Genomic DNA, 26,938 nt, shown 5'->3' with positions numbered 1-26,938 from the left:
TAGGCACGGCTAATTCTACTTTGACACTGTTTTACTATGTTTGTTCGTCAAAGGCTAGCCAACAGCGACAAGTAGCCTGAGATATACGTGGCAATCGATACCGTGAAACAGAGCTGGATGACGAATAATTATCCCAAACTGACAAAAAACACATTAATTTTTGAGTTCAAATTAAATAGCCATTTGCGATAGATCAACAAAAGTTTGTTTGTTTTGTTGAAGAAGTATAAATAAAGTTGAAACATTCAAAAAATATTGAATAATAGAATCCACAAAACTATAGAAGTGTGACGCTTCATCAATCAGTCTGAAACAGGAACATATCCATGTCGAACACATTTGTGCTGGTCATTAACTCAGGTAGCTCTTCATTAAAATTTGCCGTTATCGACTCTCTGTCGGGTGAAGCAATTGTTAGCGGTCTGGGCGAGTGCTTTGGCTTGCCGGAAGCTGTAATCAGCTGGAAGTACAATGGCGAAAAAACCGAAGAAGCCATTGATGCACCGGACAACCACCACCAACACGCGATTAACCGTATCGTTGCTCTAATAGATACATTAGGCTTCAGCAATGACTTAGTGGCCGTTGGCCACCGCATTGTGCACGGCGGCGAAAAATTCACTTCGACAGTACGTATTGATGACGAAGTTCTAGCAGAAATTGAAAGCCTGTCAGACCTAGCTCCGCTCCACAACCCTGCTGGCGCACTTGGAATCGAAGCATCGATGAAAGCTTTCCCAAGCTTGCCACAGTTTGCTGTGTTTGATACGGCTTTCCACCAAACAATGCCACAGAAAGCGTTCACTGGCGCAATCTCAAACGAACTGTACAAAGAGTACGGTATCCGTCGTTACGGATTCCACGGTACGAGCCATTACTTCGTTAGCCGCGAAGCAGCTAAGATGCTTAACAAACCAGTGGAACAAGCAAGCTTTATCTCTGTTCACTTAGGTAATGGCGCGTCTGTCTGTGCGATTGAAAATGGTCAATCAGTGGATACATCAATGGGCTTTACACCGCTAGCAGGCCTAATGATGGGCACGCGTTCAGGTGACCTTGACCCAGGTATCATTGAGTTCCTAATGAAGAAGGGCTGGAGCCAAGAGAAAGTATTCGAAACTCTGAACAAAAAATCAGGTTTCCTAGGTGTCTCTGGTCTAACATCCGATGCACGTGGCATTTTGGAAGCAATGGAAAATGGTCACGAAGGTGCCAAGTTAGCGTTTGAAGTATTTACTTACCGCGTAGCGAAATACATTGGTTCATACTTGATCCCGCTTAACCACTTAGATGCAATTATCTTTACTGGTGGCATTGGTGAGAACTCTCTTCCTATTCGCCGTGAGATTTTGAAAAACCTAAACCTACTTGGTTTTATCGAAGACGAGAAGGGTAACGAAGACGCACGCTTTGGTGCAGCAGGCATTATTGCTAAGTCAGAAATGCTAAACGCAGTGGCGATGGTCATCCCAACCAACGAAGAATTTGTGATTGCTCAGCAGTCGGTTGAACTGCTGTAATTTAAAACCAAAAAAGATAGTTAAAAGCGAGCCTAGTGCTCGCTTTTTTGTACTTATATGTTGGATAGACCATCGCTAAGTAGCGCATGACGGTACACCTATTACTCTCTCTATTGGCGTCTGCAGCCCCTTTTAGTTGACCACTACAGTTAGATCTTTTACTCATTCATATCTTTTAATCTGAGTTTGACTTACTCAAACTTATCCACTTGAGTTGAGAACTTAGCGTTCCCGTTTTTATGCGACATTTTGCAGTCTAACTTTCCTTCATGTGGCATAACGTATTGATTATCAAGTGAGTTAATTTGATAAAGACTGGATCATCGAAGGATGATAGACGACAATTTTTCGTCTAATAAGCGTTAGGTTTCTCCGCGGGAGACATCGAATACAAGGATTTTGGGTCATAGATTATGAAACGAAGCTACAACTTGCGCATAAAGAATTAAGTGACAAAGGTGTTTGGAAGCCGAACTACAATCCGCCACTTGTAAAGTTGTTACGTAAACTTGGACTGTGTTTTCCGCCGACTTGCTACCAAAGCTTCTATGCAAACGTCATACTTTGTGTCGCATTCTTTGAAAGTGACGTTGGAAATGGTTCAAGAACGGCTCTAGTCTTCTCTCGCTTTCATAGATAGAGACAAACGTGATCTTACTTCGACATTTTTTGCCTAGTTTTTCTTTTTAAGTCAGAAAATTAGTAATTTTTCACTGTGCCATTGCTTGCTTATTGAGCGGTCGTTATTCTCGGTTTCACACAGAAGATACTTATCTACGTCAGACCAGAGTAATACGCTATGAAGCCATTATTTGAATTGTCAAAATCAGGGCAACTATTCCTTTTGGTGGAAGGCGCTCGCATTCCTGATCTAGAAAGGCAGCTTTATCAGCTATCTGGGGTAATAGAACAAGAGCCGATATTTTTGTATCCCCCTTATGATTCGTTATTGAGTGTCTCACCGAGGCTAGTGAAAGCGACCCCAGAGGTTCAACACTGGTTCTTTGAACTCAACCAGTGTCAATGGGGGTACTTTTTCTGCTCAGACTTATCGTTGAGGGACGCGGCCAATTCTCTAAGGCGACTGATTCTGATTGAAATGCCTAACGGCAATAAGGGCTTTGTGCGCTTTGCGGATAGTAATGCCGCTTATGTTTTATTAGATACGCAATGTGCCATGTTATGGCAGCCGATGAACCGAGTCTGGCTACATCACATGGGAGAGTGGCAAACACTTGATAATCCTTTCGTGATACCTCCTGAAATACCCCATCAAACGCTGAAACTTACAGACGAACAGTGGCGAAGAATCTCGCTCATCCCATGGCAAAATTCACTGCCCAATACATTGATTGCTCACATGAAACGCTGGTATGCAAAGTACGACCACCAGGCTCACGATTTAAGGGGCTGGGTTTGTACCCATATGGATACCGCTTATGCTAAAGGCTTCGAGACAGAGCAAGACTTACTCTATTACTTCAATATTCTTGGGTATGTTGGCGAACAGGCGTTGCTTAACAATACCTACCCAAGCCTCTCTCAACTTATCGAACAACCGTCATCACACACGCCATCACAACGCATTGCACAAGCGGCGTATTTAGCCGAGCAAATTGCTAACCAATCTAGGGAGAACTAAGTATGAGTACCCCCAATAAAGCCGCTAAATGCGCGTCCACCCACAATGCAAAAAGTGGGGTTGGCCTATGCCCTTTTCGACGTAATGATGTGGGAATTATCCCTGTACGTTACGCCTTGGATGATATCAATGAACAAGGCCAACCACTTCACCCACTGCCTACCACCGATACCCAGTGGCAAGGTCGATTTGCCCTAAAGCAACGTCAGTATACCTTGAGGCAGCTACGTGACGGATGGTTGTATGTCTATGACGAGACAGATAAGACTTTTGATGAGTATCAGGTGAAAGGGTATGAGTTTACCAAAATTGACGGGTCAAACGATGAAGCGGATAAACCCGCGAATGAGCGTGGCAGCGAAGGCGAAACAAGAAGTTGCTTGGTCTATCCTGCTAAAAATACACTCTATATGACATTTGCCCATCAACGCTGGACATGGCGACTGTGTGAGCATATGCGTTCTAACCTATCTGATCGTTCGTTATGGATGCGTAAGGTAAATTTGCAACAGTTCCATTCAACACAGAGTCACCCCCATGCGGGCCTTTCGTCTCAGCTTGGCAAGTATGTCGCTGATGTGGGGACTGAGGGCGCACCAACAGGCGTGTTTGACACGACCTGTACACCATTAACGCCAATGGATGGTGATATTGATGACTTTAAACATGTGGCAGATAAGGCAGGGTGTTGGGATTTGGATTACCGAGCGGATTTGCCCGCTCAAGATTGCGGGATGTTCATTGCCCTCGATGACCCTCTAGCGGATGTGAGCGACTTGTTCTTACCTCTTGCTGCGGAAGTCGCGGCGCGCAACAACGTTTTCCAAGAGGAAGACAACCTTTACAAACTGCAAATGGCCGAACTGACTCGAACACTGGGGCGGATCAGAGTAGAACATGATGAATTACCGGTGCAGGTTAAAGATGACCCAATTAAGGTGATGGAGTTTGAACGTCAACTTACCGAATATGTCGCCATTCAATCTCTTGCAGATAAAGAACGTACAGCCCTTGAAGCTAACCCGAATGTGGGCAACGCCCCGTTGACTCAACTTCAAGAACAAGCGCTTGAGAAGCTTGCTAAGCTAAAACAGACGTATCGCTTCACTCCGACTGACGCGCAACGAGAAAGTTGGCAACGCAATACGGTGTTTAGTGACGAAGTCAACTGGAGTGAACTCGATGCTTTCCTCACTCAGTACTACACTCAGGTGAAAGGTCTGGATGAGCGTATTGATGTGCTTTATCAAGACTTTATGTCGGTGTTTAATCAATTGGGGACGGACCCACTGGTTTTTGGTCTCGATAATCAAGACGAGATTCACCTGACTTATCTACTTAGCTTAACCAGCCAGTACTTAGCGGTGGTGAAACAAGCGCTGAATACCGAACAAGCGCACGAACAGTTGAAGCAAATGCTCGCGTGGGATTCCCCAAAAAACCTTTTCGCCTTAGCCTCACTTGGCTTTAAGTTAGAAAACTGGCAAGCACTGAACGCTTACGTAAATGAACTTAATCCTAGTCTACTTTCCATCGAGAGCGCTAGCGATATGGTGGCCCTTTCTAGTGCGATTGCGAACTGGGGGGCGTTTAGTAGTGACCTACGTATGCAAGATAAAGTGTGGTTTAAAGCGTTAACCGAACCCGTTCAGTTAAGTTTTACGGCACTGCAAAACGCGGTATTAGGGCAAGCTAAAGAGAGTTGGCGCGCCGTCACTAACTTTTTGCTGCCAAGCCAGATAGATACCACCGCAACACCGGAAGGTTTAGTCAGTAACTTACGGCTGGTTATCTTAGAGGCCATCGTGAACCCAGAAGCTATCGTGGTTCATAATCCTGACTATCCCGCACAGTTTAAAGCATGGCAGCGCAAGTTAAACGCAGAAATGACCACGATTCGTCGTATCAGTCAGCTTCCATCAGGGAGCGTAACGCCAAAGAACCATGAGATACAAACCATGCGCCTTGCTCAGCAGAAAATGCAGAAACTGTTGAGCAGTGAGTTGCCAATGATGGTGATGCTTAAGCATGAAGCGGTCAATAATACCGCCAAGCAAATACTCAACGATGCGATAGAGCGCAGTTGGCAGCAAGGTAAGCAATTCACTCAAGCATCGTGGGGCAAATTGGGTAAAATAGGGGGCTTAGTCGCCATCCTTAACCTTTGGAATAGCGCGCTGGTGTTGCGTGATATTCGGAGCAAAGCTCAGCAACAGTCAAGTAGTGATTTATGGATTAATCCAGCGATTAGGGAAGCGACCTATGCAACAGGTTATGCGGTCTCTACCGTTACTGCTGTATGGCGAGATGCGGCTTGGGATAAGATCGTTAAAGATGAAAAATTGCTTGAAACAAGTTTAAGTCGAGCTATTTCGAGAGTCGATTCTTCCAAAGCGGCAACACTCAAAACCTTTGCTAAAACCACGGCAGCCGTATCTTTGTTTGGTTTGATTGCCACAGGTTTCGAAACATGGGAAAGCTACGATAAATTCACTGATTCAAGTCATGCGCCAATGGAACGAGTGGGCTATGGGTTAAAAGGGGTATCAACCTTGGCTCAAGTCGTGGTATTTGGAGCACAGTTTATAACTAGTACATTGAGTCGAATAGGTGCTTTTAGTATTGGATCTATTATCGCCTCTTGGATGCTGAGCACGTTGATGGTGGTTGGTATTGCATATCTGATTGCTGACATCATCATTAATGTGTTTAAACGCTCAGAACTAGAGAAATGGCTGCTTCACTCCACATGGGGCAAACAATCGAAGCGTTGGAAGCCTATCGAGGAGTTAACGCTCTTAGAGCAGATTATTCATAAACCTCAAGTTCAACTTATCTCAGTACCTAACCGCAACCCGTCCCAATGGATGGACTCTGGCACTAACCAATGGCAATTGGAGTTGACCTTGCCTGCATTTACCAAAGGCCAACGGATTGGCTTACAAATAACTCGTAAGCCCAAACAAGTTTATAGCTATGGCACCAGTGAGGAGATACCCGCTCAACTCCTTAATGAGCAATTGGGTACTTGGCATTTAGATAACGAGGAAGGAAATCCTATTTATCGACTGACTACCGGCGGCACTACGGACGACACCATTACGGTATTGGTCAGTATGCCGTTTAACTGGCAAGCATCAACGCATCAACAACTGGGCTATGTGGCAACGGGTAATCATCAAGGCGACCTAACGGTGGAGCCAGTACCGAGAGAGTTTGGTACACGAGTGATTGAAGTGAGAATTGACGAATGAATAGAAAACAAGACATCGAGTCCCTTAAAGAGCAACTTTATAACGCTGAGATAGCGTATTCTTGGGAACACAAAGGATGGGGAGGAAAATACGATTATCTATGGCGCTGGGGAGTGGCGATATTGGTTGGTTCACTATTTCCGTTGTTCTTATTAGTCGTAGACGATGATGCAATTTACCAACCCGGTTTTTGGCTGTTTTCGTCATTTAGTTTAATAATGATTTTTGTATCGAGATACCTTTTCTTCCCAGATAAACATCGCTGTTATCACTTAACTTCACTGGGTATTCATTACACAGAGCAAGATATGATCCCAGAGGTGGCATATAAAATTGTGCGCGGCTTTGCTTGGGTGGGGATTGCGGTGTGTGTTATTGCGGTTTTTTTACTTGGGCCGTTAGCCTTCGTTGGTGCTGGGGCATTTGCGTTGATGTCATTTGGAATGACAAATTTTCAGCCAGAGGTAATTAAATCTTATCTTCTCATGGACGAACGTAGCGTCGCTTTTAATCTAATAAACGATGGGGTCGTTTCATTTACAACCCCAGATATAGGAACTCTTGCTTACTCCGGTGATATTTTTATATTCCCTGCGCAAAAAGAAGAGTTACTTACTTACTTGAAAAAGACTTTTCCCAATATAGAGATCGTCAAAATCAAAAGACTTAATGACCAATATAAACACCCTGTTTATCAGCGAGATGAAGGGAGTGCTACGGAGTAACGCTATCGTTTTCTCACAAAATCATCAGATTTGCGTGGCTGCACCGGACGACACTATTACGGTATTGGTCAGTATGCCGTTTAACTGGCAAGCATCAACGCATCAACAACTGGGCTATGTGGCAACGGGCAATCACCAAGGTGGCCTAACGGTGGAGCCAGTACCGAGAGAGTTTGGTACACGAGTGATTGAAGTGAGAATCGACGAATGAATAGTAAACAAGGCATTGAGTCCCATAAAGAACAACTTTATAACGCTGAGGTAGCCTATTCTTGGGAGTATAAGGGAGCAGGATTTAAGTACAATAATCTATTGGATTGGGTTTGGTCTGTCGTATTTGGCGCTCTTTTTTTACTATTTCTTTGGTATGTTATTGATGAGCTTACTGCAGATACTCCCGCTTTTTGGGGGCTATTTCTTTTCATGACGATGATGGTATTGGTCTCAAGATACCTTTTTTCCCCAGATAAGCACTACTGTTATCACTTAACCTCATTGGGGATTCATTATACAGAGCAAGATATGATCCCAGAGGTGGCGTATAAAATTGTGCGCGGCTTTGCTTGGGTAGGGATTGCGGTGTGTGTTATTGCGGTTTTGTTACTTGGCCCGTTAGCCTTAGTTGGAGCGGGGGCATTTGCGTTGATGTCATTTGGGATGACCAATTTTCAGCCAGAGGTAATTAAATCTTATCTTCTCATGGACGAACGTAGCGTCGCTTTTAATCTAATAAACGATGGGGTCGTTTCATTTACAACCCCAGATATAGGAACTCTTGCTTACTCCGGTGATATTTTTATATTCCCTGCGCAAAAAGAAGAGTTACTTACTTACTTGAAAAAGACTTTTCCCAATATAGAGATCGTCAAAATCAAAAGACTTAATGACCAATATAAACACCCTGTTTATCAGCGAGATGAAGGGAGTGCTACGGAGTAGTCCAATAGTGAGTCCGTTGCAGCGTTTGTAAATGCCTTGACGGAACCGTTGTCACAACCAAGCGGTGTTACGAACAACAAAAGGGGTCAACTTGATTGAGGTATATAGTGCTGATCGTTTTACTTTGGTGTTGAAGGTAGTGAAACCTCTCTCAAGGAAGCGAGCGTTGCTATCGTTTGAAGCCATATTGTTGCCGCACTTCAACAAGAGCGCCTTTGAGCTACGACTCTAAAACGTTTGTGCCCCAAAACGTTTTAGCGGGATGATCTCCTTAAAATGCTGAACGTCGTTTTTCCTTAGAAAATCTTATCTGGAATGCGTGCGCAGATTGGTCTCACCTTGAACGCATGGCTATGACGCTCGTTCTAGACGCGTGATGACCGAGCGCACCATGAGCTTTGACGCTGAGCCAGATACCACCTCTAACGGTAACAAGGGTAATAACGGCAGGGGCAAAGGCAAGGGACAAAGCAGCACCAGCAGTGTCACACAATCAGGCATCATTACCCTCTACAGTCATTATGATGGTCGCCAAGAGCAAGGCCAGTGGCAACAAGCAGGCCATGGCTTTGAGGTATTCCGCTCGCTCACGTTGCTCCCACAAGCGAACTTGCCGCATGCTCAAGTGCTGCATCAAAGTCTTTCTGACAGCAAGTCACAGCTTGTGAAAGCCAGCGGGACAAAAGGGGCCGATATAGCTAACCTATACGTGCATCATGACCGTTTGGGCAGTGCGATGCAGGTGTTGGATAACACTGGCACACAAACGATGCGCTTAGGTTACAGCCCATTTGGTCAAGTGTATCGTAAGCACAACGACAAAACGCAGTGGAAGATTAACGCAGGCGTCAACGCCAACAAGCAACTTAGTCAGTTGATGCCATACCAGTACACTGGTGGTTACACGGATGGTAATACGGGTTTGGTGCATTTAGATGCCCGTTGGTACAACCCACACTCCAGCCGATTTGTGCAGCCAGACTACTGGAACCTCAAGAACACTTATTTGCCAGCAGAGATTCAGCATGAGTTGATGCGGTTTACGGGGCTCAATGCCAATCAACTGCTGCGCGACCCAAATCAACAACTGGCATTTGGGTATGTGAGTGGCAATCCGTTGACTTGGGTGGATCCATGGGGACTGTGCTTACCAGAGTTCTACGGAATTGAAGCCACTAACTCCTATAATGCTGGCGGTACATTAGTAGAAACATTCTCTGATGGTACGGTGAAGCAGAATGGTGAAGATGCTTACTCTGCTGCGACTAATGCAGGTGTAGAGCCATACTCACAAACGGATGTGGAAGCCTTTAGAGATAACATGATCACCGCTTCTATCGGTGGGACACTTACAGGTCAGCTATGGATATCAGCACCAACATCACTGCTGGCTAGTGTCGCGACAGTAGTGTCTATTTTTATGGATGATGATCCTGTTGATGCTGCAACGGATGAAGCTCTTTCATATGTGGCGGGTAAAAAGGCTACAGTTCCTGCATTTACTATTTTAAAGGGTGCAAAGGTGATACCTGATAATAATGTTACAGACGGTATTTCAGAGTATGTCGAAAATGAAGTAGGTGACGTTTTCAAGCAAGAAGATAAGGAATAAAGGTAATGAAACTACTAGTCGTATACATGGAAAAAAAGTACTTACTTGGTTTCAAACTTTTAATGATGGTCTTGGCTATCCCTGTTGCCTTGGAGATTATAGATATTATTAGCTCAGGGTCAGCAGTTAATAGTAAAGGCAAAGAATTAATCTTAGGGGAAGAATCATATGCGTTCTACTCAAAGTTAATTAAAGAAATTGCTATTTTTGTTCTGTTTTCTTGGCTAGGCACATTCGGCTCGAAAGTTAAAAGAAAGTAACGTTATTTAGACTTGTACCTGATCCTCCGACGAGGATCAGGTCATATCCACCCAAGTCATTCACCACCACTACCCCCAGATACTTCATAAGACAAACACCGATTAAGAGGTGTGTGTCCATTTTTCTATCTAGTGAACCCTGCTGCCACAGCAAGACGGTTATGGTCAGGTACTGCACCAATCGTTATACCAAACTAACTCACCGTACCTTGATGCCGATGGTTATAAAGGCGCAAACATCAGTGACCTTTACACCCACTTTGACCGTCAAGGCAGTGCGATTGGAGTGGTGGATTTTAAAGGCAAAGAAGCAATACGTTTAGGCTACCCCCCATGTGGTGAGGTCTATCGCAAGAACAATGGCAAAGCGTTCTGGAAAAAGAATGATACGGTTAATGCCAATACACTGGTAAGTTAACAGAAAGTCACACGGGTTTCGTACAAATGGATGCGCGTTGGTATAACCCTCATGCGCACAGTTCTGCTTCAGTGATACTGAACACTCCCATAAGCGACTTTTGCCATACTTTTAGTAATTAGTGCTTTGTTAAATTAGCACGATTGCTAAAACGAAAATGTCCAACTTTGTGTTACCTGGTGAGGCTAGTTCAGAATTGTCCCATTATGTACTAGCCAGAAAACCACTCTCGGAATTGGACGAATCTTGAGCAAATATAACCAATCCCAGGTCATTTTTAACAAAGTGTGAAAAGTTGGTATCATGCGGCACTTCTTGACGAAATTATTTCGGCTTCAATGCACAATCCAGCTGCCATTAAGGAAATAAAAAAATGAACATGAAGGCGTTCTCTAGTTTGGTCGGCTTGTCGCATCATACACTTAGGTATTATGAAAAAATCGGCTTGCTTAAAAATGTTCAGCGCAACAATAGTGGCCACCGAGTGTATACCGAGAAAGACGTAAAATGGATTGAGTTTGTTATTCGCCTGAAAGAAACGGCCATGCCACTTGAAGAGATATTGAAATACGCTCGGCTAAGAGAGTTGGGCAGTAGCACGGTACTTGAGCGTCAAGCCTTGCTAGAACAGCACCAACAGAGTTTAAAAGTGCATATTGAGCAACAACAATCCCACCTTTCGGTATTGGAAGACAAAATTACTCTGTATAAAGATGGAAAAGTGTGTTGACTTAGAGTGAACTCTAACTTGTATGCTTCGATCCTATTGAACACATAGGAGTAATACAATGGAAGCATCACGCTTTAAAAAAGGATTAGAACTACTTGAGCAGATTGATGGTGAAGCAGGGCAAAATGTTATCGATAGCTTGCAAGATATCAGTCCTGACTTGGCGCAATACACTATTGAGTATCCTTTCGGTGATATCTATGCGCGCAAAGGCTTGGATTTGAAATCTCGTGAAATTGCGACGGTGGCAGCGTTAACGGCATTAGGCAACTGTGCCCCACAACTTAAAGTGCATCTGAATGCTGCGCTTAATGTGGGGTGCAATGAAGAAGAGCTCAAAGAAGTGATCATTCAGATGTCTGTTTACGCTGGCTTTCCTGCTGCGCTGAATGGGATGTTTGCGTTCAAAGAAGTGCTCGCTGAACGAATGGCAAATCACAATTGCTAATTTTGTATTTAACCTAAAGGATACTTAATCCGCATCTGAAATGAACATAACCTTTTTACTAGTGCGATTTTTTACTCATCGCACTAGCTCTGCTCAACTTATTTTGCCATGCCTGTAGTTATTCAAGAATTGCTAATACTAGTTTTTCCGAAACTCGCTTCTTCGATACGTTGGGAGAATATCGCTAACCACGCGCATGGCAACACTGTCTTTCACTTTATAAGAATTAAAGCGATAGAATAGACCTAAATTTTTGTTTTTACACATCATTTCATGATTTGTAGGGACGAGATCATCGACAGTGTTTCCCAATGTCTTGCTATTCTTCTATGGTTACCCGTTCAATCATAACCGTCTCTGCTGGCACATCATCATGCCCCATCCTTGATAGCGTATGTAGTTCGGCAATCTTATATACCACATCCATACCCATTATCACTTTACCAAACACAGCATAACCCCAGCCGTTGTTGGTTTTTGCTGTGTGATCTAGGAAATCATTGTCATCAAGATTGATAAAGAACTGTGCGGTTGCAGAGTGTGGAGCATCCGTTCGTGCCATTGCAATGGTGCCGGTGAGGTTCTTTAGACCGCGATTCGCCTCATTGGTGATAGGAGCGCGAGTTTCCTTTTCGTCCATTAATTCCGTTAGACCACCGCCTTGGATCATAAAGCCTTTAATCACACGGTGAAAGATAGTGCCGTTGTAGAAACCATCTTCACAGTATTTTTTAAAGTTACGTGAGGAGACAGGAGCTTTGTCTTTGTTAAGTTCGATTTGGATGTCACCAAAGTTGGTGTGAAGCGTAATCATTGTATATGGCAATCTCATTGGAGTGATGGCCGCAATTATAGGTAGTGGTAGCGCGTTATAACAAGTGTTTGTTCCGTTATCCGATGAAGTTGATAATTTAGCATCCCCATTTTTTGACTGACTTTGTGACTTTTATTCAATGTGTTCCAAGTTTCTCATTGCTTCGCCGCGTATTGATTTAAACTGCCTTCACATGGTTATTTTGGAGTTTATATGTCTTTAAGAGACTACTGCTCCGTTAAAGAGCTGCTTACTTATGGTGAAGAACAAAAGTTTTGGAAGTGTGTCAGCGAAGCTGCTCTGTAGCATTGCCTTTATTTTGTTGGTTGGTTGTACGGCTTCGCCTCCAAGCCTCACTCAGCCATATAGTCAGTTAATGGCCCAAAAAGAAGCCTGTTTTGAGAGAGCCAAAAATGGGGTACATTCGTTTCCTGAGTCTCAATGGTTACGAAGTCTAACTGAAAAAGACCAAAAACAGGTCCTTAGCTACCTAGCGCAATATGCCTACAATTTGTGTATTAGCGAAGAGGTCAAGGTGGTTAAAATGTCTTTGGCAAAGCAATCTGATGATATACAACTGTTTTTTAATCAGTATGTTGGTCTGCATGAGTTCAAGCAAGAACCCCCAAAAGGTATTGACCGCGTAGAACTAAATATTCTACAAAACGTCATTAAACAGCCCTTTATCGCCAACGAGATATATGAAAGCATAAACTAAGCATGGCAAGTGTGTAATGCTTGCGAGGTTTCTAATATAGGTGGTGAATTTGTGGAATATTGGGGATCTTTTTCGATTAACGAAATTTGCTTAACCCGAGCGGATTCATCATCCAAGACGGTTTTTAACGCTTTTACTCATTGGTTTAGAGCATTGGTGACGGCGGAACCGCACTCATACCAATATCTTTCATATACTTTTCAGGCAGTTTGCTGAGTGCCGTTTTTAACGCCTCAAAGCATAATGGGTCGATGGCTGTACCAACATTTTCTTCCATGATCTCTAAGGTTTTAGGAATGGGGATAGCCGCTCGGTAAGGGCGCTCCGCCGTAATGGCATCGAAAATATCCGCTGTGGTAATGATCCGCGTCATCATAGAGATTTCGTCGGCAACCAGTCGATCGGGGTAGCCGGTTCCATCTAATTTTTCATGATGAGCCGCTGCCATTTTGGCAAATTGTTTGAGTGGAGAGATCTTAGCAATGATCTCTCTGGTAAACACCGCATGATTTTGTACTTGTGCCCACTCATCTTCATCCAACTTTCCTGGTTTATCCAAGATAGTATTACTTACCCCAAGTTTACCTAGATCATGTAAGAGTGCTGCACGTTTCAGCCATAGTCGATCCTCTTGGTCTATATTGAGCTCTTCGGCAATGAGTGTACTAAACACGGCCACTCTGGAACTGTGTCCGGAGGTAAAGGGACTTTTGGCATCGATGATTTTGCCAAAAGCAGTCACAATTCGATCGAAGTAATCATCATCTAAAGGAATCATCGCTTGGGCGGGTGACATAGCGAGCACGAAAGGAACGATAGATGGTGCATTGAGCGCTTCTATGAAGTCAGGATTGTTTTTCAACTGCTTAGAGATAGCCACTAAGTGAGGATCTAGCCAGTTTCCAGAGCGACTTTCCAGTTCAGAAAATGCAATATTCAAATCATGTTCGTGTTGAAAAACATCCATCACTTGAGCGAGGAGGGCAATTCGCGAAAACAGTGGGATTTGGTCATGCATCAATCTATCCGGACGGCCTGAACCGTCCCAGTGCTCATCCAAATGACGTATTCCCAGTGCCACATCTTCGCTGAACAAGAGTTCACGAGCCACTTCGGCCCCTTTTGTACAACGCGTTTGAATCAGCTCTTGAGCGTAATCTGTACCGTTTTTCAAAATATCGATAGTGGTTGAGATACGCTTGTGCCAATTCTCTCCCGAGCCTGCATTTTTTAGTACGAAATTAATCGCGCTCGTTAGACTGGTACCGACAGTCTTATAGCGTTGCTTAAACGTGAGATCATCGGTTGCGTAGAGTTCACAGATACGCGCTGCATTGCTGCTACAGCCTGCATCCTTGAGAAGTAACGTAAAATAAAGGTCATAGAGCTCAGATGTTGAAAGTCTCATTCGCTCACCAATATGCATTCCAATCCAGCAGCAACGCATACTGTGTTCTGCGGGCTGTCCCTCCGTCATATCTAACGCTAGTGTCAGTGACGAAACGAGCTCAGCCAGAGGCATATTGAGATTTGAACCTTGTAGTAACATTGCACTCTACTTTTCACGATTGAAACAAAAATTATAGTGCAATCTTGCACTAAAACCTAAGGACAAATAAACAATAACACACTGTAATAGCGGTGTTCTTGGTCTGTTTTGTGAAGCAGGTATTTAAAGAAAAGAGCAATGATTAGCTTGGTTTTTATTAGAGGGCTGGCTTTGTTTAGTTTAAATCGTCGCTACTTTGTTGCTTCGATGGCTTATCAAAATAACACATCTAAAACGACACCGCTTTGGCCGCTTGTTATTCTTTGCAGTAAATTTTTTACTGGCTTTTTATTGTTTGAAGTCTTTTTTGTTTTGGTTTTATTGCTGCTAGAGAAATTAATAACAGCGGTATTTTTATTTGACATACCATACGCCTTTTTTATTTGAGAATTAAGGTGCACTGAACATGGGTATTATTTTTTGGATAGAGAATTAGGGAGATACAGAGAGAAACTTGCTAGGAATGACGCTGGAAAACTTGGTTAATAATTTTTATCTTTAAACAACTCTGTGTCAGAGCAAGAGCCACTATACAGGTTTAATAAATTAAAGATAGCTCTATTTTTGATCACAATGAATGGAGTAGAACCTATACACATGATTTGAAATGATTGATCAGTGTCGCGTTCTGTTAAGGTGGAGGAGAGAACTCAGTCAATGCATGAGCTGGCGAAGGAAACCTCTTATCCAACCTATGTTGATCTAGATTTTTTGAACAATATAAATGCAAGTTTGCAAATAGTCTCTTCAAGCTTAACGTTGGTCACTTTAGTCCAGTTTGTACTCGTGCTAGCATCAGATGTAATCAATTACCTAGGGGACAAAAATGTCATCAGACCATTACGGAACCAGCGCCAATTACGCACGTAAAGAAGCGGGTTATCGAGAGAAAGCGCTAAAACTCTATCCGTGGGTATGCGGCAGATGTGCGAGAGAGTTCGTTTACTCAAATCTGCGCGAATTGACCGTTCACCACAAAGATCATGACCACACGAATAACCCTGAAGATGGGAGCAACTGGGAGTTGCTTTGCCTCTATTGCCACGATCATGAACACAGTAAATACCTTGAACATGAACGTTACGGTAGTGAAATAAAACCAGGTGAAGATGAACACCAAGGGGCGACATACAATCCATTTGCTGATTTGGCAAAAATGATGAAGAAGTGATGTAACAGTTGTTGGTGAAAGTGATGGGCGAGTGACTTGAGAGTTTAATCGTCTTCGATTGCATTTAAGGCCTCACTGAGGCCTTATAAAACGCTGTTGTTCTATCGTTTTGTCAACCCTTTACTGTTTAGGTAGGGGAGAATATGAGGACGAGATTCCCCAGCGAGCTTACCAGTGACTTCTTGTGACCATGTGCTTTGCTTCTGGTTGCTAGAGCGGCTTGAGTAGTACTCTTGCATGGCTTGGTCGTAGTCGTGAATAGCATCAAGATTGAGCGCTTGATACTGGTTTTCGTGCATGACGACATTGATTGGCAGTCTCGGTTTCACCTCCGGTTGTTGGTCTGGGTGTCCTAGACACATGCCAAACAGAATTGCGGTGTGGCTTGGTAAGCCGAGCAGTTCATCCACACGTTCAGCATTGTTTCTTAAACCGCCAATATATACCCCACCTAACCCCAAAGATTCTGCTGCTAATAAACAGTTTTGGGCCATGATGCCAGAATCAACCGCACCGATAAGCGTTAGCTCTGTAAAATCCACTTGCACATCAGGTCGGATGGTTGAATGGCGTTGATAATCAATACAAAACACCAGAAACTCTGCCGCACTCTCGACATAGGCTTGATTACCCGCGTATTGTGCCAACAGCTTACGTTTCTCGTTGTCCGTCACTCGGATAATTGAGACTACCTGCAACATACTAGACGAAGAAGCCGCAAGACCCGCCTGAATGATGGTTTGCAATTGGTCATATTCAATCGGCTCTGGAGTGAACTTGCGAATGGAACGATGGCCGAGAATGGTTTCTATTGTACTGTTCATGATGAAAATACATCCTTTGATTTTGATTCTGACAGGGTACGACTTCACCATAGCGAGTTGTCGTGGCTGCGTAAATCGAAAAATTAAGAGGGCTAGATAACGTATTGTTTATACGACGTATTAAGGGTCGGTTATGACACTGTGTGGCTTAGGTGGAGGGAGTTTATATCATTCGTTAGTAGTTGCCGAAAAAGTTCCACTCATGTACAAAACAACTCTAATTATAATAGGAGTTAAGTTGCATGAGTTTAGTTGTACGTCAGGTTACGGTAGGAGATGCTAAAGGCATTACAAATGTTCTCAACCCAATCATTACTGAAGGTTTATACACTGTATTGGACAAGACTTTTACACCCGAAGAAGAAAAAGCATTCATTACTAATTTTCCTGAGCGTGGTGTGTTTACAGTGGCTTTATCCGAAAAGGACGCCACAGTCATTGGTTTTCAAAATATAGAACCGTTTGCACAATACACAAAAGCTTTTGACCATGTTGGCGTTATTGGTACGTTTGTGTGTGAAACGGCTCGTGGCCAAGGTGTTTCTAAACAGCTTTTTAGTTCGACATTTGAAGTTGCAAAGCAGAAGGGTTATGAAAAGGTATTCGCGTACGTGCGTAGTGACAATGAACGTGCTTTAGCCGCTTACCTTAAACAAGGTTTTGAAGTTGTGGGCACAGCGAAGAAACATGCGAAAGTTTGCGGGAAATACGTAGACGAAATTATTATAGAGAAGTTTTTGTAGCTGTTGAAAATCGAAAATTAGCAAGAAATTGAGGTTCCTTACGCTTATGAAATTAGTCTCGATTAGTAAAGTACAAATGAGCGTGACTCTACAGATGAAACAAAGCCACAGGCAGTGCCCGTGGCTTTGGATAACAACGAGGGGATATTTGCCAGAGCGTAAACGTCTAGATATCCGAGGTCATCACGTTAGGCTTGAGTTGCTAAATAGTCTTCAAGCTCTTGTAGGCTGGTCTCAGCCACTAACTCTCCATCGATGAAGTAAGAAACTTTCTCGCCTTCTTTAACACCAATAAGAGTCGCTCGCTCACCGTTATTGTAAGTAATATCCATTTGAATGGTATTCGCATCTAATGACTGCATATGACCGCGCTCAATGGTGCGGAATTGGCTAATTGGAGCGATAGGCGCTTCTTTTAACGAATCATCAAGATTGTCATTAATATCAATCATGGTTTCAGTCTTAGTATCGAAAATGTGCGGCTTGCCATTTAATGGGTTCTTACCAGTCCAAAACTCAAGAGAGTTAAAGATTAAATAGTCCGCTGCTACCGTGATACCGTAAACTGGCGCTAGCAGCATATTGAGTCCGCCCCTAGCATAGCGGTTGTCGACCGCTTCAACGTTGAATTTCATCAACATTCCTGTCACCGCATTACTGCCTACACAACCGGACAAGCTAATTGCTACTGCCGACAACGCCACTACTTTTGCTATTGTTGATTTCATAAATCCCTCTAACTATTTTCGATAACAATCAATAACAAGCGTAGTGTAATAGTTGAGTTGCATATGTTATGCGCATCAATAATTTAGAAGTAATTTTCAAAATTGTACTAGTAGTCCCAAATTTTAAACGTTCCGTTGACGTGATTTTGTCTCTTAAACGAATCATCAAGAAACTTCATTGCTTGGCTAGTCGTTGATAATTTATCAACAAGTGGGCATCTGCTATGCGGTCGTATTGGTGCGAGGGTGAAAAAAGCGAGCTCAATAGGCTCGCTGTTATATCTAAAGGGCAATGATCACTAGGCGCGTCTAACGATGTTCACAAACTCCGTCATTATTGCTGCATTGGCCAAAATGCGCTGGTCGATATTCTGTTGACCAGGCGTTTCACTACAGCAGCCGAAGCGGCTTCCTTGCTGCACTAGGAATGATTCAAACGAGGTGTCAAAATGGTTGAAAATAATGCCATTTTGAACCGGACAATCATCAATCTCCCCGTCTGCTGCGATAGGAAAGAACTGTCCGAGAGTATCTCTCAAGTTTTCGCTGAAACGCCCCGGAGTTTGTTGTGGTTCGAATGAATAGATGTAGGTATCTGTCAATAACACATCTTCATGGCAGGTCAGTATTCCATCTCGACTCGCTGACAACAGGGTCTCTGTATGATCCATCAGTATCTTTGCTTCGATGGATGTTCCTCGACCTGACGTCGGAGTACCATCTTCAAGGTAAAATCCATGGTTAGGGTTTTCGCCACGCTGATTAAATCGTTGACCAATGGCAAAGCCAGTAGGGTTGACCAGTGGCAGTAAGCTCAGATTCACTTGGGCGAAAAGAGGTTGATCTAAACTCGATAGAAAATGCAGTAATCCCCATGGTCCGGCAGCCTCTTCGCCATGAAACCCAGCGCTAATCATCAAGTTAGGATTAGAGGCAATGTGTTGTGATGATTGTAAGAGGCATACAGGATATTCACCTGAGGTTCCTAATATGCTCTTGGAGAGACCAAGGCGCTCTATCTGTTGTTCCAACAAATGGTAAAAACGATCAATATCGTTAGTTTGACACTCAAAAATCTCACTATGCCATTGATAGGCTAAGGCAGTAGATTGGGCCATTGTTACGTCCTTGTTAAAAATTTGTCTTGAACGTTGTCAGCATACCAGCAAAACTAAGGAAGTGAAGTAGATTCAAAAGGATAGCGTAGGGTAGAGTGGTGGGAACTCGCTCCCCCATCTTTGGGTCGTCTGGGAGAGCTTATCGCTAAGGCAATGGTTATCTTCTGCATTCGCATAACGATATATCTATTATTGCGGCTTAACGCTTAGTTAAGAGAAAGGGTTAAACGAAATTCGTGCCTCACAACCTGTCGTCATCCTATTCTCGATGGTGAATGTCCAACCATATCGATGGCAGAGGTCTTCGACGATAAGTAGCCCCAATCCATGTCCATCATGGTTTGAAGTACTGTGCAGTCCCGTACCTTCGTCCGTCACCTTGATGGATTGCTCTGAGACCTCAAGCGTCACTGTTCCTTGGTCAGATGCGGCAATGGCATTTCGGATCAGGTTTCCAATCACCATGTTGAGCACAGCTGGTGCGGCTTTGAGTTGTGGTGCTTGGTGGAATATTAATGCTGTCTCAATGCTTTTATCTTTGGCTTGAGCGGTATTGGTTTCGATAATGGCTTCAAATTCGGCTCTATCGACCTGTCTAACCGCCGCGTCTGCATCACTACGTTCATAGCGAACAAGGCCAAGTAGAGCATCGACCATAGTACTCATTTGGGTAGTTGCTTCGTTGATACGCTGGATTTGACGCTGTTGAAATTCATCAGATGAATTACGTTCTAACAGCTTGCTCGCTCCTTTTACAATGGTTAGCGGCGTTCTTAATTCATGGCTGGCGTAACGGGCGAAAGCTTGTTCGCGTTTAAGTAAGCTATGGATTTCAAGGCGGTCTTTATTGAGTTGATTGGCCAGTATTTGAAATTCTGATGCGGCACCTGATGGTATTTCGAATCGATGTGCTGAGTTGCCGCTTTGTTCAGTTAATCGCTCAGTCAAGTGAATAAGTGGAGCGATTAAACGCTGTGACATGCGTGAAAGCAGGGCACCGAATATGACCAATAGCCCGGCGATGCTGGTGATGACAATAAGGCTGGCAAAGATGGTTTCAGATAACCCAAACTCAATTTGATTGATGTCAGAGACCAAAATGACGGGATGCTTGGAGCCGTCCTTCATGTAATAGCCAAAGTAGAGCATGCGTGATTCTTCACCGCTACCGACTTCCCCAACGAACTCCTCTTTGCCTTCAAACTGTCTGCGGTAACTTTCAGGCACTAGGTTAATGTCGTCATAGGCTCGCGTAAGGATGTCTATCGTTATCTCGCCTTGTTCACCGTGAAGAAAACGATGAATCGCTTCATTCTTATCTATTTCAATACGCCGCTCTCCCACTTTATCCTCAGACCAATGCAGAGCCGCATAGAAGATAATATAGCTTGCGAAGCCCATGATTAAGGCGACAGAGGTAAAGAAAAATACCAGCTGGCTGGTAAGTGTGCGAGTACTGGTGCTGTTGATTGGTCTCATAATGCTTTTTCCAAACGAAAGCCTACTTTGGGAACGGTGACGAGCATAGAAGAACCAAAAGGTTTGTCTAACTGGTTACGAAGATTGTAAATATGGCTACGTAAGATATCGGTGTCAGGCTCGTTATCTTGCCAAAGCATAGAGATAATTTCCTCCCGTGTGACAACGTCAGGAGCTCGCTGGCACAGCAGTTCCAGTATTGCGTATGTCGTAGGGTTGAGAGTCAACTTTATGCCATCTCGGTAAGCTTGATGAGTTTTTTGATCGATACGTAGATTGGCGAATTCAAGCCAAGTATCTGCAACGGTTCTGCGATAGCGCTTGATAAGCGCATGCAAACGGGCTTCAAGTATTTCAAGATCAAACGGCTTGGTTACGTACTCGTCGGCACCGTATTTGAATCCACTTAGCATATCTTCGCGGCTGTCTAGCGCAGTGAGCATGAGTACAGGCGTGACGTTGCCGGCTTCTCTGAGTTTTTCGCACACACTCAAACCACTCATGCGAGGGAGCATAAGGTCAAGAATGATCACATCGAAGGTGTTTTCCAACGCGAGTTTCAATCCGAGTTCGCCATTATCAGCGTAATCTATTATCGTCCCTTCACTTTCGAAATAGTCAAACAAAATACCGACAATTTCTCTATTGTCTTCGACCAGCAATATTTTTTTCACATTTATACTCAATAAGTTAACGCAAGCTTAGTTTCAATTTAATCACCCAGTTGGGGTTGGATAAAGTGATTTATCTTATTACTTGAACAATAGCATCTAAAGCCATCGTGCAGGAAATAGCAACGCCAGATAGAATTATCTGGCGTTATTAATGTCGCATTAGTGGTGCGGTTTATCATCCTCTAAATCTAAGTTTCAACCGATCGAGTCACCGTAACCACAGCACGGTTCCCCAAACGGCTAAACTGGATAACATGCTCAGTAGAACAAGAGCAGAACCTATATTCTTAGCGACACCGGATAACAGGTGGTAGTCGAGACTAATTCGGTCAACGACGGCTTCGATTGCGGTATTGACCATTTCTGCGAACAGGACAAAAACCATGCTCAGTATTACCAGTAAGGTTTGCATAGTGGGGAGGTCAAGCCAGAATGCAAACACAGTAAGGGGAACAAATAGCGCGAGTTCCTGTTGGAATGCCGCTTCATTTTTACATAACCATTTGAAGCCATTATAGCTATGAACAAGGGTATAGATAATGCGTAGGATACCTGTGCGTCGGATGACTAATTGTTGTTCCATATCTTAATCACTCTTAGGCTAACATTATGAAATTGTTTGACATGTTTGGGTAATATCCAGTTCTGCATCATGGACTTGGGAACGAACACCATATAAGCCCAGTAAGCTATGAAAAAAGTTGTCATGCGACAGGATGCTATCTTTGGCTTTACGCTCCAAACACGTTTTGTTTATCCCTTTTTGCTGGGCATATTGATCTGGCATCCACATAAACCATGGAACATGAGTCTGCTCTTTGGGTGCAATAGCATAAGGCGTACCGTGCAGATATAACCCGTTCTCGCCAAGTGATTCACCATGATCTGAAATGTATGTCATCATGACGTTGTATTGGTCAGAGACGCTTTGTAACTCGTCGATAACCTGAGCGAGCACGTAATCTGTATAGACTAGGGTGTTGTCATAGACATTCACAATTTGCTGGTCATTACAATTCTCGATATCGCTGCGGTTACAAGCGGGTTGGAATGGTGCTTGCGCATCTGGGTATCGCTGCCAGTATGTCGGGCCGTGGCTACCAATCGTATGTAATACCAGCAGTTTGTTGCGCAGACCGTTATCGATAAAGTCCTGAGCATCTTTGAGCATGGCAACGTCAAAGCAGGTCGAACCGTTGCAGTCCTCGTTCTTTAAAGAAGCATTGATAGCGGTATAGGCTAGGTTCTTTGCAACCCCTTTGTCGCCGCCATCATTATCGATCCACAGTACATCTACACCTGCATGTTGCAGAACATTGAGGACATTATCTTGCGCGGACGCACGAGGTTTGTTGTAAGAGTCTCGGGTCATGTTAGAGAACATACAAGGCACAGAGAGTGCGGTATATGTGCCGCATGACGACACATCCTGAAAGGCGATCAGTCCTTTTTCTTTCGTGTAGGGGTTGGTATTTCTACTGTAACCATTGTAAGCAAAGTTCATCGCTCGGGCAGTCTCTCCGAGCACAACCACCATGAGCGTTGGTTTTCCATTAGGTGTTGCCTCTACTTGTGCATCTGTACCTAATGGTTGATACGCCAGCTTTGTTTCAAAGTACGTTCTGTTGATGTACTTGGCGCCATTAAAAATATGAGCAGGAATGATCATCTTACTTAGGTAGTGGTTGTTTCTTCCTACCGATGCATAATCTTTATAACAGGTCTCTGCGATGAGTCCGATACCGACAACAGCAATTAGCAAAATGCCAACTCTGGCGACAAACGCACTCTTCCAATTACGGTGCGGAGTAATACGAACCAACGCCAAAAAGAGACATGGGAAGACGCCAAAGCCCAACAAATAAAGCACGGTGGTCATATTTAAGTAGAAAGAGATCTCAGTTGAGTTTGTTTCAAACACACTCTCCATCATGGTGTAGTCAAACAGTGTCTGGAAGTTGACTTCGGCATAAAGAGCGCCAGCCGAGGTGAGTATGACGAACATCATGAATGGTTTGAAAAAATAGGGCCAAGCGAACATTGAAAAAATGATGATAAATGCACAGGTAAGCAATACCGGCGCGGTATAGGCAAACAAAGGGTTAGAAACATTGGCGCTAAGATTGAAAATCGTTTTTAGAACGGGATAGTTCATTACTGTGCCAAAGTAGAGTGCGCACAAGACAATAAGCGTCGTCATGTTCATCTCTATACGGCGGAAAGGTAATGCTCTTGAACTTATCATAAACAATAAACCTGATTTCGAGTTTTGGAATTCTTGGTAGTTATTGGTGATGAGTGTCTCAAGCGTGATGTGAAAAAAATGTCGATTGGGAAACTGACGTTATAAACGCGGGCGATTAGATACACGTTAGTGTAGGAGAAACGGATTCTGGTGCGAGATAGCGCGTATCATGGCATAGTGATGGCGCAAAATGTTTAACTCAGTCTCTCCAGAGTTTGACTCGCCCATGTTGACGGAGGGGGAGCAGGCCAAATAGTAATAATAAGCAGAGCAGAAAGTGAATCTAAGACAGCTTGAAATCTTCTACGCCGTAATGAAATGCGGCACTATATCGGCGGCTGCCAAACAACTTCACGTCTCACAGCCTAACGTGACACGGGTTTTGGCGCATACTGAACAGCAGCAGGGATTCGCCTTGTTTGAACGAGTTAAGGGACGCTTAGTGCCAACCCGTGAAGCACAACTGTTGCTCCCTGAAGCAGAGAAGATTTACCAGCAACTGGGACAGTTCAGGAACCTAACTAAACGGATTAAGGCCGGAGACAAGCACCTGTCTATTGGTGCGACACCGATTCTTTCTTCAGCGATGTTGGCGCCAATTATTGCTGATATCTGCAAGTGCAGTGATTACAGCATCGAGATGTCGACGGGAAACCAAGATGAACTTTGTGATGCATTGCTCAAGCATCAACTCGATTTGGCGGTTTGCTTTGGCAACGATACGCCTGCTTCGTTAATACAACAGACTCTGTTGACTACGGAAATGGTTGCGATAATGCCTTTGCAACAACCCAAGCAGGAGAGCGTAAGCCTCGATTATCTATTGGGTGAAAGCATGCCTCTAATCGCGCTCTATAGCCGTGACCCTTTAGGCTTGCAGCTCAGTCAAGCGATTCACGCTCTGGTCCCTGAGTATCACCCTCAAGTCACGGTTCGAAATTACAGTGCCGCGGCTGAATTAGTCGCACAAGGTTTAGGCTGTGCTGTCGTTGACCCATGGACCGCACGCCAGTATCAGCATCGTGTTCACTCCGTGTCGCTCAATCCTACCATCGAGATATCCGTATCCTTGTTGTATGCAGAACATTCGCCAATGAGCATCGCCGCGAAGTGGTTTGTTGAGCAGTTAAAACAGAGCCTATAACTCAAGGTTATAGGGAGCAGACAAATCAGTATTCGAAAAGGGATTTCTGAGCGTTTACTTTAGTTGCCAATACTTCAGCAACCAAAGGACTTGCCATGTCTATCGCTCAACCATACTTACTGTTTCTCGGTGATGTTTCCGATCCTATTTCCGCTAAAACTGCACGAGGAATCGCTCTTTGGCGACCGGAGTTATGCATTGGGCAATTGAGGTTAACGCCTGAAACCGTCTCTTTATCACTGGACGACCTAACCTTAGACCAAGCAAAACAACTTGGTGCGAAATCTCTTGTTATAGGTACAGCCAACGCCGGTGGCATTATTCCGCCAGCTTGGTTAGAAACCTTGGTTGAAGCCGCTGAAATGGGGTTTGATATTGCCTCTGGGATGCACTCAAGGCTTAAAGATATTCCCCAACTTGCACAACTCGAACGTGAGGGCAAAACAAAACTTCACGATGTACGCCATTATGACGCACCTCTGAGCGTAGGTAATGCCATCGATCGCCAAGGAAAACGCCTGCTCACGGTTGGGACTGATTGCTCGGTCGGAAAAATGTTTACAGCGTTGGCGTTAGAAAAAGCGCTGAAGGAGCAAGATGTTGACGCGCGTTTTAAAGCCACAGGCCAAACCGGCATTTTAGTTGCCGGAGCGGGCATCTCTATTGATGCTGTGGTGGCAGATTTTATTTCTGGTGCGGTAGAAGCGATCAGTCCGGCGTTTGATGACCATGAGTGGGACATTATCGAAGGGCAAGGTTCACTCTTTAATCCATCCTTTGCTGGAGTTAGCCTTGGGTTGCTGCATGGCGCTCAAGCCGATGCGTTAGTGCTGTGCCATGAGGTTAATCGTCCTCACATTCGCCATTTGCCACACTGCCAAATGCCTTCGATTGCAGCAACGATAGAAGCCAATCTAGCGGCCGCACGCTTAACCAATCCAAACGCAAGAATGGCAGGTATTAGCCTTAACACATCTGCTCTGGATGAAGATGACGCGAGGGCACTTTGTGCCAACTGGCAAGAGCAGTTTAATTTACCCGTGACCGATCCGATTCGCTTTGGTATTGAGTCTATTGCCCACTACATTATTAGAAGCTTTTAGCGCTGGGTGATTTCATGAGGATACATGCTGAACCTTACACTGTTGCGCTCGCCACACCATTTGTTATTTCTAGAGGGGCCAGAACGCATTGCCACATGGTGAGAGTAACCATCAGTTACCAAGGCCTTGAAGGGGTAGGTGAGTGTACGCCTTATCCAAGATACGAGGAGAGTGTAGAGTCCGTCATTGAACAAATTGAGCGGTGGCGAGAGAGCTTGAATGGGTTAGCGCCACAGATGGCTAAGGTGCTATTACAAACTAGGCCCGCGGGGGCAGCAAGAAATGCCATCGACTGTGCCTTATGGGATCTTATTAGCCAACTGGAAGGACAGCGTTTCCCGACGCCATATTTCCCCGTTAATGACGTGATCGAGACAGCGATGACGGTCTCAATTGGGGATGTGGGAACAATGGCTAAGCAAGCGAAAGAGTACATCGATCAGGGTGCATCACTGTTGAAAGTGAAGCTAGACAGTGAACGTGTCGTCGAACGTGTCGCGGCGATTAGAGAGGTCGCACCTGAGTGTCGTTTGATTCTGGATGCAAATGAAGCCTGGCACTCACTTGATCTTGGGTTACTGTTTGAACAGCTAGTTCCCTATAACATCGCTATGATTGAGCAACCCCTTCCTGCAGACGATGACGATCGATTGGCACAGATTGCCCATCCTATCCCTTTGTGTGCTGATGAAAGTTGCCATACTCGTGTGGACTTAGACAATCTGGTTGATCGTTATGAAATGATCAATATTAAGTTAGATAAAACGGGTGGTTTGACCGAAGCCTTGTTACTTGAGCAGCAGGCTAGAGAACTCGGTTTTAGTATCATGACCGGTTGTATGTTGGGGACATCATTGGCAATGAAAGCCGCGCTTCCCATTGCGACGCGGGCTGAAATCGTCGACTTGGATGGTCCTGTCTTACTTGGCAAAGACATAGACAATGGTCTGGAATATCACTCAGGCTGCCTTCACCTTGTCTGACTGTGGTTGATGGCGAATTGGGTCGGCACTTTCTGTTCATAAAGTGCCGAACGTCGTTTGTTACCAGAGATGACGGATTAGCACACCATTTGCAACA

The 26,938-nt window shown here is 44.3% G+C and carries 27 protein-coding genes; 18 read left to right on the top strand and 9 right to left on the bottom strand.

Going from position 1 to position 26,938, the window contains the following annotated elements; translation table 11 throughout:
• Positions 1 to 326 precede the first annotated feature (326 nt).
• From ACQEXP_RS08020 to ACQEXP_RS07970, 11 genes are all read left to right on the top strand, one after another.
• Positions 327 to 1,520, top strand: coding sequence for an acetate/propionate family kinase (locus ACQEXP_RS08020; RefSeq protein ID WP_426969299.1), 1,194 nt, complete (start codon positions 327 to 329; stop codon positions 1,518 to 1,520).
• A 343-nt stretch (positions 1,521 to 1,863) separates the two neighbouring features.
• Positions 1,864 to 2,160, top strand: coding sequence for a DUF6404 family protein (locus tag ACQEXP_RS08015; protein WP_426969482.1), 297 nt, complete (start codon positions 1,864 to 1,866; stop codon positions 2,158 to 2,160).
• Between the two features lie 159 nt (positions 2,161 to 2,319).
• Positions 2,320 to 3,162, top strand: a complete 843-nt coding sequence (locus tag ACQEXP_RS08010) for a DUF4123 domain-containing protein (RefSeq protein ID WP_426969296.1) — start codon at positions 2,320 to 2,322, stop codon at positions 3,160 to 3,162.
• Positions 3,163 to 3,164: 2 nt separating this feature from the next.
• Positions 3,165 to 6,416 (top strand): T6SS effector BTH_I2691 family protein, encoded by a 3,252-nt coding sequence (locus tag ACQEXP_RS08005; protein ID WP_426969294.1) that lies wholly within the window; start codon positions 3,165 to 3,167, stop codon positions 6,414 to 6,416.
• Positions 6,413 to 7,141, top strand: a complete 729-nt coding sequence (locus ACQEXP_RS08000) for a hypothetical protein (protein ID WP_426969292.1) — start codon at positions 6,413 to 6,415, stop codon at positions 7,139 to 7,141. The genes ACQEXP_RS08005 and ACQEXP_RS08000 overlap by 4 nt, the downstream gene beginning before the upstream one ends.
• Positions 7,128 to 7,352 (top strand): hypothetical protein, encoded by a 225-nt coding sequence (locus ACQEXP_RS07995; protein ID WP_426969290.1) that lies wholly within the window; start codon positions 7,128 to 7,130, stop codon positions 7,350 to 7,352. The genes ACQEXP_RS08000 and ACQEXP_RS07995 overlap by 14 nt, the downstream gene beginning before the upstream one ends.
• Positions 7,349 to 8,080 carry a hypothetical protein gene (locus ACQEXP_RS07990; protein WP_426969289.1) on the top strand — a complete coding sequence of 244 codons (732 nt, stop codon included), beginning with the start codon at positions 7,349 to 7,351 and terminating at the stop codon, positions 8,078 to 8,080. The genes ACQEXP_RS07995 and ACQEXP_RS07990 overlap by 4 nt, the downstream gene beginning before the upstream one ends.
• A gap of 391 nt (positions 8,081 to 8,471) precedes the next feature.
• A complete protein-coding gene (locus tag ACQEXP_RS07985; protein ID WP_426969287.1) occupies positions 8,472 to 9,692 on the top strand; it encodes an RHS repeat-associated core domain-containing protein in 1,221 nt (406 codons plus the stop codon).
• Between the two features lie 5 nt (positions 9,693 to 9,697).
• The gene (locus ACQEXP_RS07980; protein ID WP_006880396.1) at positions 9,698 to 9,952 is read left to right on the top strand and encodes a hypothetical protein; all 255 of its coding nucleotides are present in this window, start codon (positions 9,698 to 9,700) and stop codon (positions 9,950 to 9,952) included.
• Between the two features lie 791 nt (positions 9,953 to 10,743).
• The gene (locus ACQEXP_RS07975; protein ID WP_269374892.1) at positions 10,744 to 11,100 is read left to right on the top strand and encodes a MerR family transcriptional regulator; all 357 of its coding nucleotides are present in this window, start codon (positions 10,744 to 10,746) and stop codon (positions 11,098 to 11,100) included.
• A gap of 58 nt (positions 11,101 to 11,158) precedes the next feature.
• On the top strand, positions 11,159 to 11,548 hold the full coding sequence (locus ACQEXP_RS07970) for a carboxymuconolactone decarboxylase family protein (protein ID WP_426969285.1): 390 nt from the start codon (positions 11,159 to 11,161) through the stop codon (positions 11,546 to 11,548).
• Between the two features lie 319 nt (positions 11,549 to 11,867).
• On the opposite strand, the gene ACQEXP_RS07965 is transcribed toward ACQEXP_RS07970, so the two are convergent.
• On the bottom strand, positions 11,868 to 12,362 hold the full coding sequence (locus ACQEXP_RS07965) for a peptidylprolyl isomerase (RefSeq protein WP_426969283.1): 495 nt from the start codon (positions 12,360 to 12,362) through the stop codon (positions 11,868 to 11,870).
• A 256-nt stretch (positions 12,363 to 12,618) separates the two neighbouring features.
• On the opposite strand from ACQEXP_RS07965, the gene ACQEXP_RS07960 reads away from it, so the two are divergent.
• The gene (locus tag ACQEXP_RS07960) at positions 12,619 to 13,080 is read left to right on the top strand and encodes a hypothetical protein (protein ID WP_426969281.1); all 462 of its coding nucleotides are present in this window, start codon (positions 12,619 to 12,621) and stop codon (positions 13,078 to 13,080) included.
• 145 nt (positions 13,081 to 13,225) lie between these two features.
• On the opposite strand, the gene ACQEXP_RS07955 is transcribed toward ACQEXP_RS07960, so the two are convergent.
• Positions 13,226 to 14,629 (bottom strand): HD-GYP domain-containing protein, encoded by a 1,404-nt coding sequence (locus tag ACQEXP_RS07955; RefSeq protein ID WP_426969279.1) that lies wholly within the window; start codon positions 14,627 to 14,629, stop codon positions 13,226 to 13,228.
• A 138-nt stretch (positions 14,630 to 14,767) separates the two neighbouring features.
• On the opposite strand from ACQEXP_RS07955, the gene ACQEXP_RS07950 reads away from it, so the two are divergent.
• Both ACQEXP_RS07950 and ACQEXP_RS07945 read left to right on the top strand, forming a co-directional pair.
• Complete coding sequence (locus tag ACQEXP_RS07950) at positions 14,768 to 15,016, top strand: hypothetical protein (RefSeq protein WP_426969278.1); 249 nt, start codon at positions 14,768 to 14,770, stop codon at positions 15,014 to 15,016.
• Between the two features lie 439 nt (positions 15,017 to 15,455).
• A complete protein-coding gene (locus ACQEXP_RS07945; RefSeq protein WP_426969276.1) occupies positions 15,456 to 15,800 on the top strand; it encodes a YajD family HNH nuclease in 345 nt (114 codons plus the stop codon).
• A gap of 101 nt (positions 15,801 to 15,901) precedes the next feature.
• Here the strand turns inward: ACQEXP_RS07945 and nfsA are convergent, their stop codons facing one another.
• A complete protein-coding gene (nfsA, locus tag ACQEXP_RS07940) occupies positions 15,902 to 16,624 on the bottom strand; it encodes an oxygen-insensitive NADPH nitroreductase (protein WP_426969274.1) in 723 nt (240 codons plus the stop codon).
• 242 nt (positions 16,625 to 16,866) lie between these two features.
• Between nfsA and ACQEXP_RS07935 the strand changes: the two genes are divergently transcribed.
• Positions 16,867 to 17,367, top strand: coding sequence for an N-acetyltransferase family protein (locus ACQEXP_RS07935; protein WP_426969272.1), 501 nt, complete (start codon positions 16,867 to 16,869; stop codon positions 17,365 to 17,367).
• Positions 17,368 to 17,555: 188 nt separating this feature from the next.
• On the opposite strand, the gene ACQEXP_RS07930 is transcribed toward ACQEXP_RS07935, so the two are convergent.
• The 6 genes from ACQEXP_RS07930 to ACQEXP_RS07905 all read right to left on the bottom strand — a co-directional run bounded on the left by ACQEXP_RS07930 (position 17,556) and on the right by ACQEXP_RS07905 (position 23,566).
• Positions 17,556 to 18,095 carry a DUF3332 domain-containing protein gene (locus tag ACQEXP_RS07930; RefSeq protein ID WP_269374882.1) on the bottom strand — a complete coding sequence of 180 codons (540 nt, stop codon included), beginning with the start codon at positions 18,093 to 18,095 and terminating at the stop codon, positions 17,556 to 17,558.
• 299 nt (positions 18,096 to 18,394) lie between these two features.
• A complete protein-coding gene (locus ACQEXP_RS07925; protein WP_426969270.1) occupies positions 18,395 to 19,213 on the bottom strand; it encodes a M14 family metallopeptidase in 819 nt (272 codons plus the stop codon).
• Positions 19,214 to 19,423: 210 nt separating this feature from the next.
• Entirely contained in the window at positions 19,424 to 20,692 is a 1,269-nt protein-coding gene (locus tag ACQEXP_RS07920) for a sensor histidine kinase (protein WP_426969268.1), read from the bottom strand.
• The gene (locus ACQEXP_RS07915) at positions 20,689 to 21,366 is read right to left on the bottom strand and encodes a response regulator transcription factor (RefSeq protein ID WP_426969266.1); all 678 of its coding nucleotides are present in this window, start codon (positions 21,364 to 21,366) and stop codon (positions 20,689 to 20,691) included. Before ACQEXP_RS07915 ends, ACQEXP_RS07920 begins: the two co-directional genes overlap by 4 nt.
• Positions 21,367 to 21,574: 208 nt before the next feature.
• Positions 21,575 to 21,949 (bottom strand): diacylglycerol kinase, encoded by a 375-nt coding sequence (locus ACQEXP_RS07910; protein ID WP_426969264.1) that lies wholly within the window; start codon positions 21,947 to 21,949, stop codon positions 21,575 to 21,577.
• A 24-nt stretch (positions 21,950 to 21,973) separates the two neighbouring features.
• Positions 21,974 to 23,566 carry a phosphoethanolamine transferase gene (locus tag ACQEXP_RS07905; protein ID WP_426969480.1) on the bottom strand — a complete coding sequence of 531 codons (1,593 nt, stop codon included), beginning with the start codon at positions 23,564 to 23,566 and terminating at the stop codon, positions 21,974 to 21,976.
• A gap of 322 nt (positions 23,567 to 23,888) precedes the next feature.
• Here ACQEXP_RS07905 and ACQEXP_RS07900 point away from each other — a divergent pair, with 322 nt between their 5' ends.
• From ACQEXP_RS07900 to dgcA, 3 genes are all read left to right on the top strand, one after another.
• Complete coding sequence (locus ACQEXP_RS07900) at positions 23,889 to 24,755, top strand: LysR family transcriptional regulator (RefSeq protein ID WP_426969262.1); 867 nt, start codon at positions 23,889 to 23,891, stop codon at positions 24,753 to 24,755.
• 95 nt (positions 24,756 to 24,850) lie between these two features.
• Entirely contained in the window at positions 24,851 to 25,858 is a 1,008-nt protein-coding gene (gene dgcN / locus ACQEXP_RS07895) for an N-acetyltransferase DgcN (RefSeq protein ID WP_426969260.1), read from the top strand.
• 14 nt (positions 25,859 to 25,872) lie between these two features.
• Complete coding sequence (gene dgcA, locus ACQEXP_RS07890) at positions 25,873 to 26,841, top strand: N-acetyl-D-Glu racemase DgcA (RefSeq protein WP_426969258.1); 969 nt, start codon at positions 25,873 to 25,875, stop codon at positions 26,839 to 26,841.
• Positions 26,842 to 26,938: the final 97 nt, after the last annotated feature.

This window comes from Vibrio sp. TRT 1302 (assembly GCF_050113875.1).
In the GTDB taxonomy this organism is placed as follows: domain Bacteria; phylum Pseudomonadota; class Gammaproteobacteria; order Enterobacterales; family Vibrionaceae; genus Vibrio.
This window is presented reverse-complemented; position numbering and strand designations above follow the sequence as displayed.

Coding starts and splice junctions, on each gene's coding strand:
- ACQEXP_RS07970 (WP_426969285.1), top strand. CDS start 11,159: ATGGAAGCATCACGCTTTAAAAAAGGATTAGAACTACTTGAGCAGATT.
- dgcN (WP_426969260.1), top strand. CDS start 24,851: ATGTCTATCGCTCAACCATACTTACTGTTTCTCGGTGATGTTTCCGAT.
- ACQEXP_RS07975 (WP_269374892.1), top strand. CDS start 10,744: ATGAACATGAAGGCGTTCTCTAGTTTGGTCGGCTTGTCGCATCATACA.
- ACQEXP_RS07945 (WP_426969276.1), top strand. CDS start 15,456: ATGTCATCAGACCATTACGGAACCAGCGCCAATTACGCACGTAAAGAA.
- ACQEXP_RS07955 (WP_426969279.1), bottom strand. CDS start 14,629: ATGTTACTACAAGGTTCAAATCTCAATATGCCTCTGGCTGAGCTCGTT.
- ACQEXP_RS07925 (WP_426969270.1), bottom strand. CDS start 19,213: ATGGCCCAATCTACTGCCTTAGCCTATCAATGGCATAGTGAGATTTTT.
- ACQEXP_RS08010 (WP_426969296.1), top strand. CDS start 2,320: ATGAAGCCATTATTTGAATTGTCAAAATCAGGGCAACTATTCCTTTTG.
- ACQEXP_RS07930 (WP_269374882.1), bottom strand. CDS start 18,095: ATGAAATCAACAATAGCAAAAGTAGTGGCGTTGTCGGCAGTAGCAATT.
- ACQEXP_RS07960 (WP_426969281.1), top strand. CDS start 12,619: ATGGTGAAGAACAAAAGTTTTGGAAGTGTGTCAGCGAAGCTGCTCTGT.
- ACQEXP_RS07905 (WP_426969480.1), bottom strand. CDS start 23,566: ATGACGACGCTTATTGTCTTGTGCGCACTCTACTTTGGCACAGTAATG.
- ACQEXP_RS07985 (WP_426969287.1), top strand. CDS start 8,472: ATGAGCTTTGACGCTGAGCCAGATACCACCTCTAACGGTAACAAGGGT.
- ACQEXP_RS07980 (WP_006880396.1), top strand. CDS start 9,698: ATGAAACTACTAGTCGTATACATGGAAAAAAAGTACTTACTTGGTTTC.
- ACQEXP_RS08005 (WP_426969294.1), top strand. CDS start 3,165: ATGAGTACCCCCAATAAAGCCGCTAAATGCGCGTCCACCCACAATGCA.
- ACQEXP_RS07965 (WP_426969283.1), bottom strand. CDS start 12,362: ATGATTACGCTTCACACCAACTTTGGTGACATCCAAATCGAACTTAAC.
- ACQEXP_RS08020 (WP_426969299.1), top strand. CDS start 327: ATGTCGAACACATTTGTGCTGGTCATTAACTCAGGTAGCTCTTCATTA.
- nfsA (WP_426969274.1), bottom strand. CDS start 16,624: ATGAACAGTACAATAGAAACCATTCTCGGCCATCGTTCCATTCGCAAG.
- dgcA (WP_426969258.1), top strand. CDS start 25,873: ATGAGGATACATGCTGAACCTTACACTGTTGCGCTCGCCACACCATTT.
- ACQEXP_RS07950 (WP_426969278.1), top strand. CDS start 14,768: ATGATTAGCTTGGTTTTTATTAGAGGGCTGGCTTTGTTTAGTTTAAAT.
- ACQEXP_RS07935 (WP_426969272.1), top strand. CDS start 16,867: ATGAGTTTAGTTGTACGTCAGGTTACGGTAGGAGATGCTAAAGGCATT.
- ACQEXP_RS07910 (WP_426969264.1), bottom strand. CDS start 21,949: ATGGAACAACAATTAGTCATCCGACGCACAGGTATCCTACGCATTATC.
- ACQEXP_RS08000 (WP_426969292.1), top strand. CDS start 6,413: ATGAATAGAAAACAAGACATCGAGTCCCTTAAAGAGCAACTTTATAAC.
- ACQEXP_RS07920 (WP_426969268.1), bottom strand. CDS start 20,692: ATGAGACCAATCAACAGCACCAGTACTCGCACACTTACCAGCCAGCTG.
- ACQEXP_RS07990 (WP_426969289.1), top strand. CDS start 7,349: ATGAATAGTAAACAAGGCATTGAGTCCCATAAAGAACAACTTTATAAC.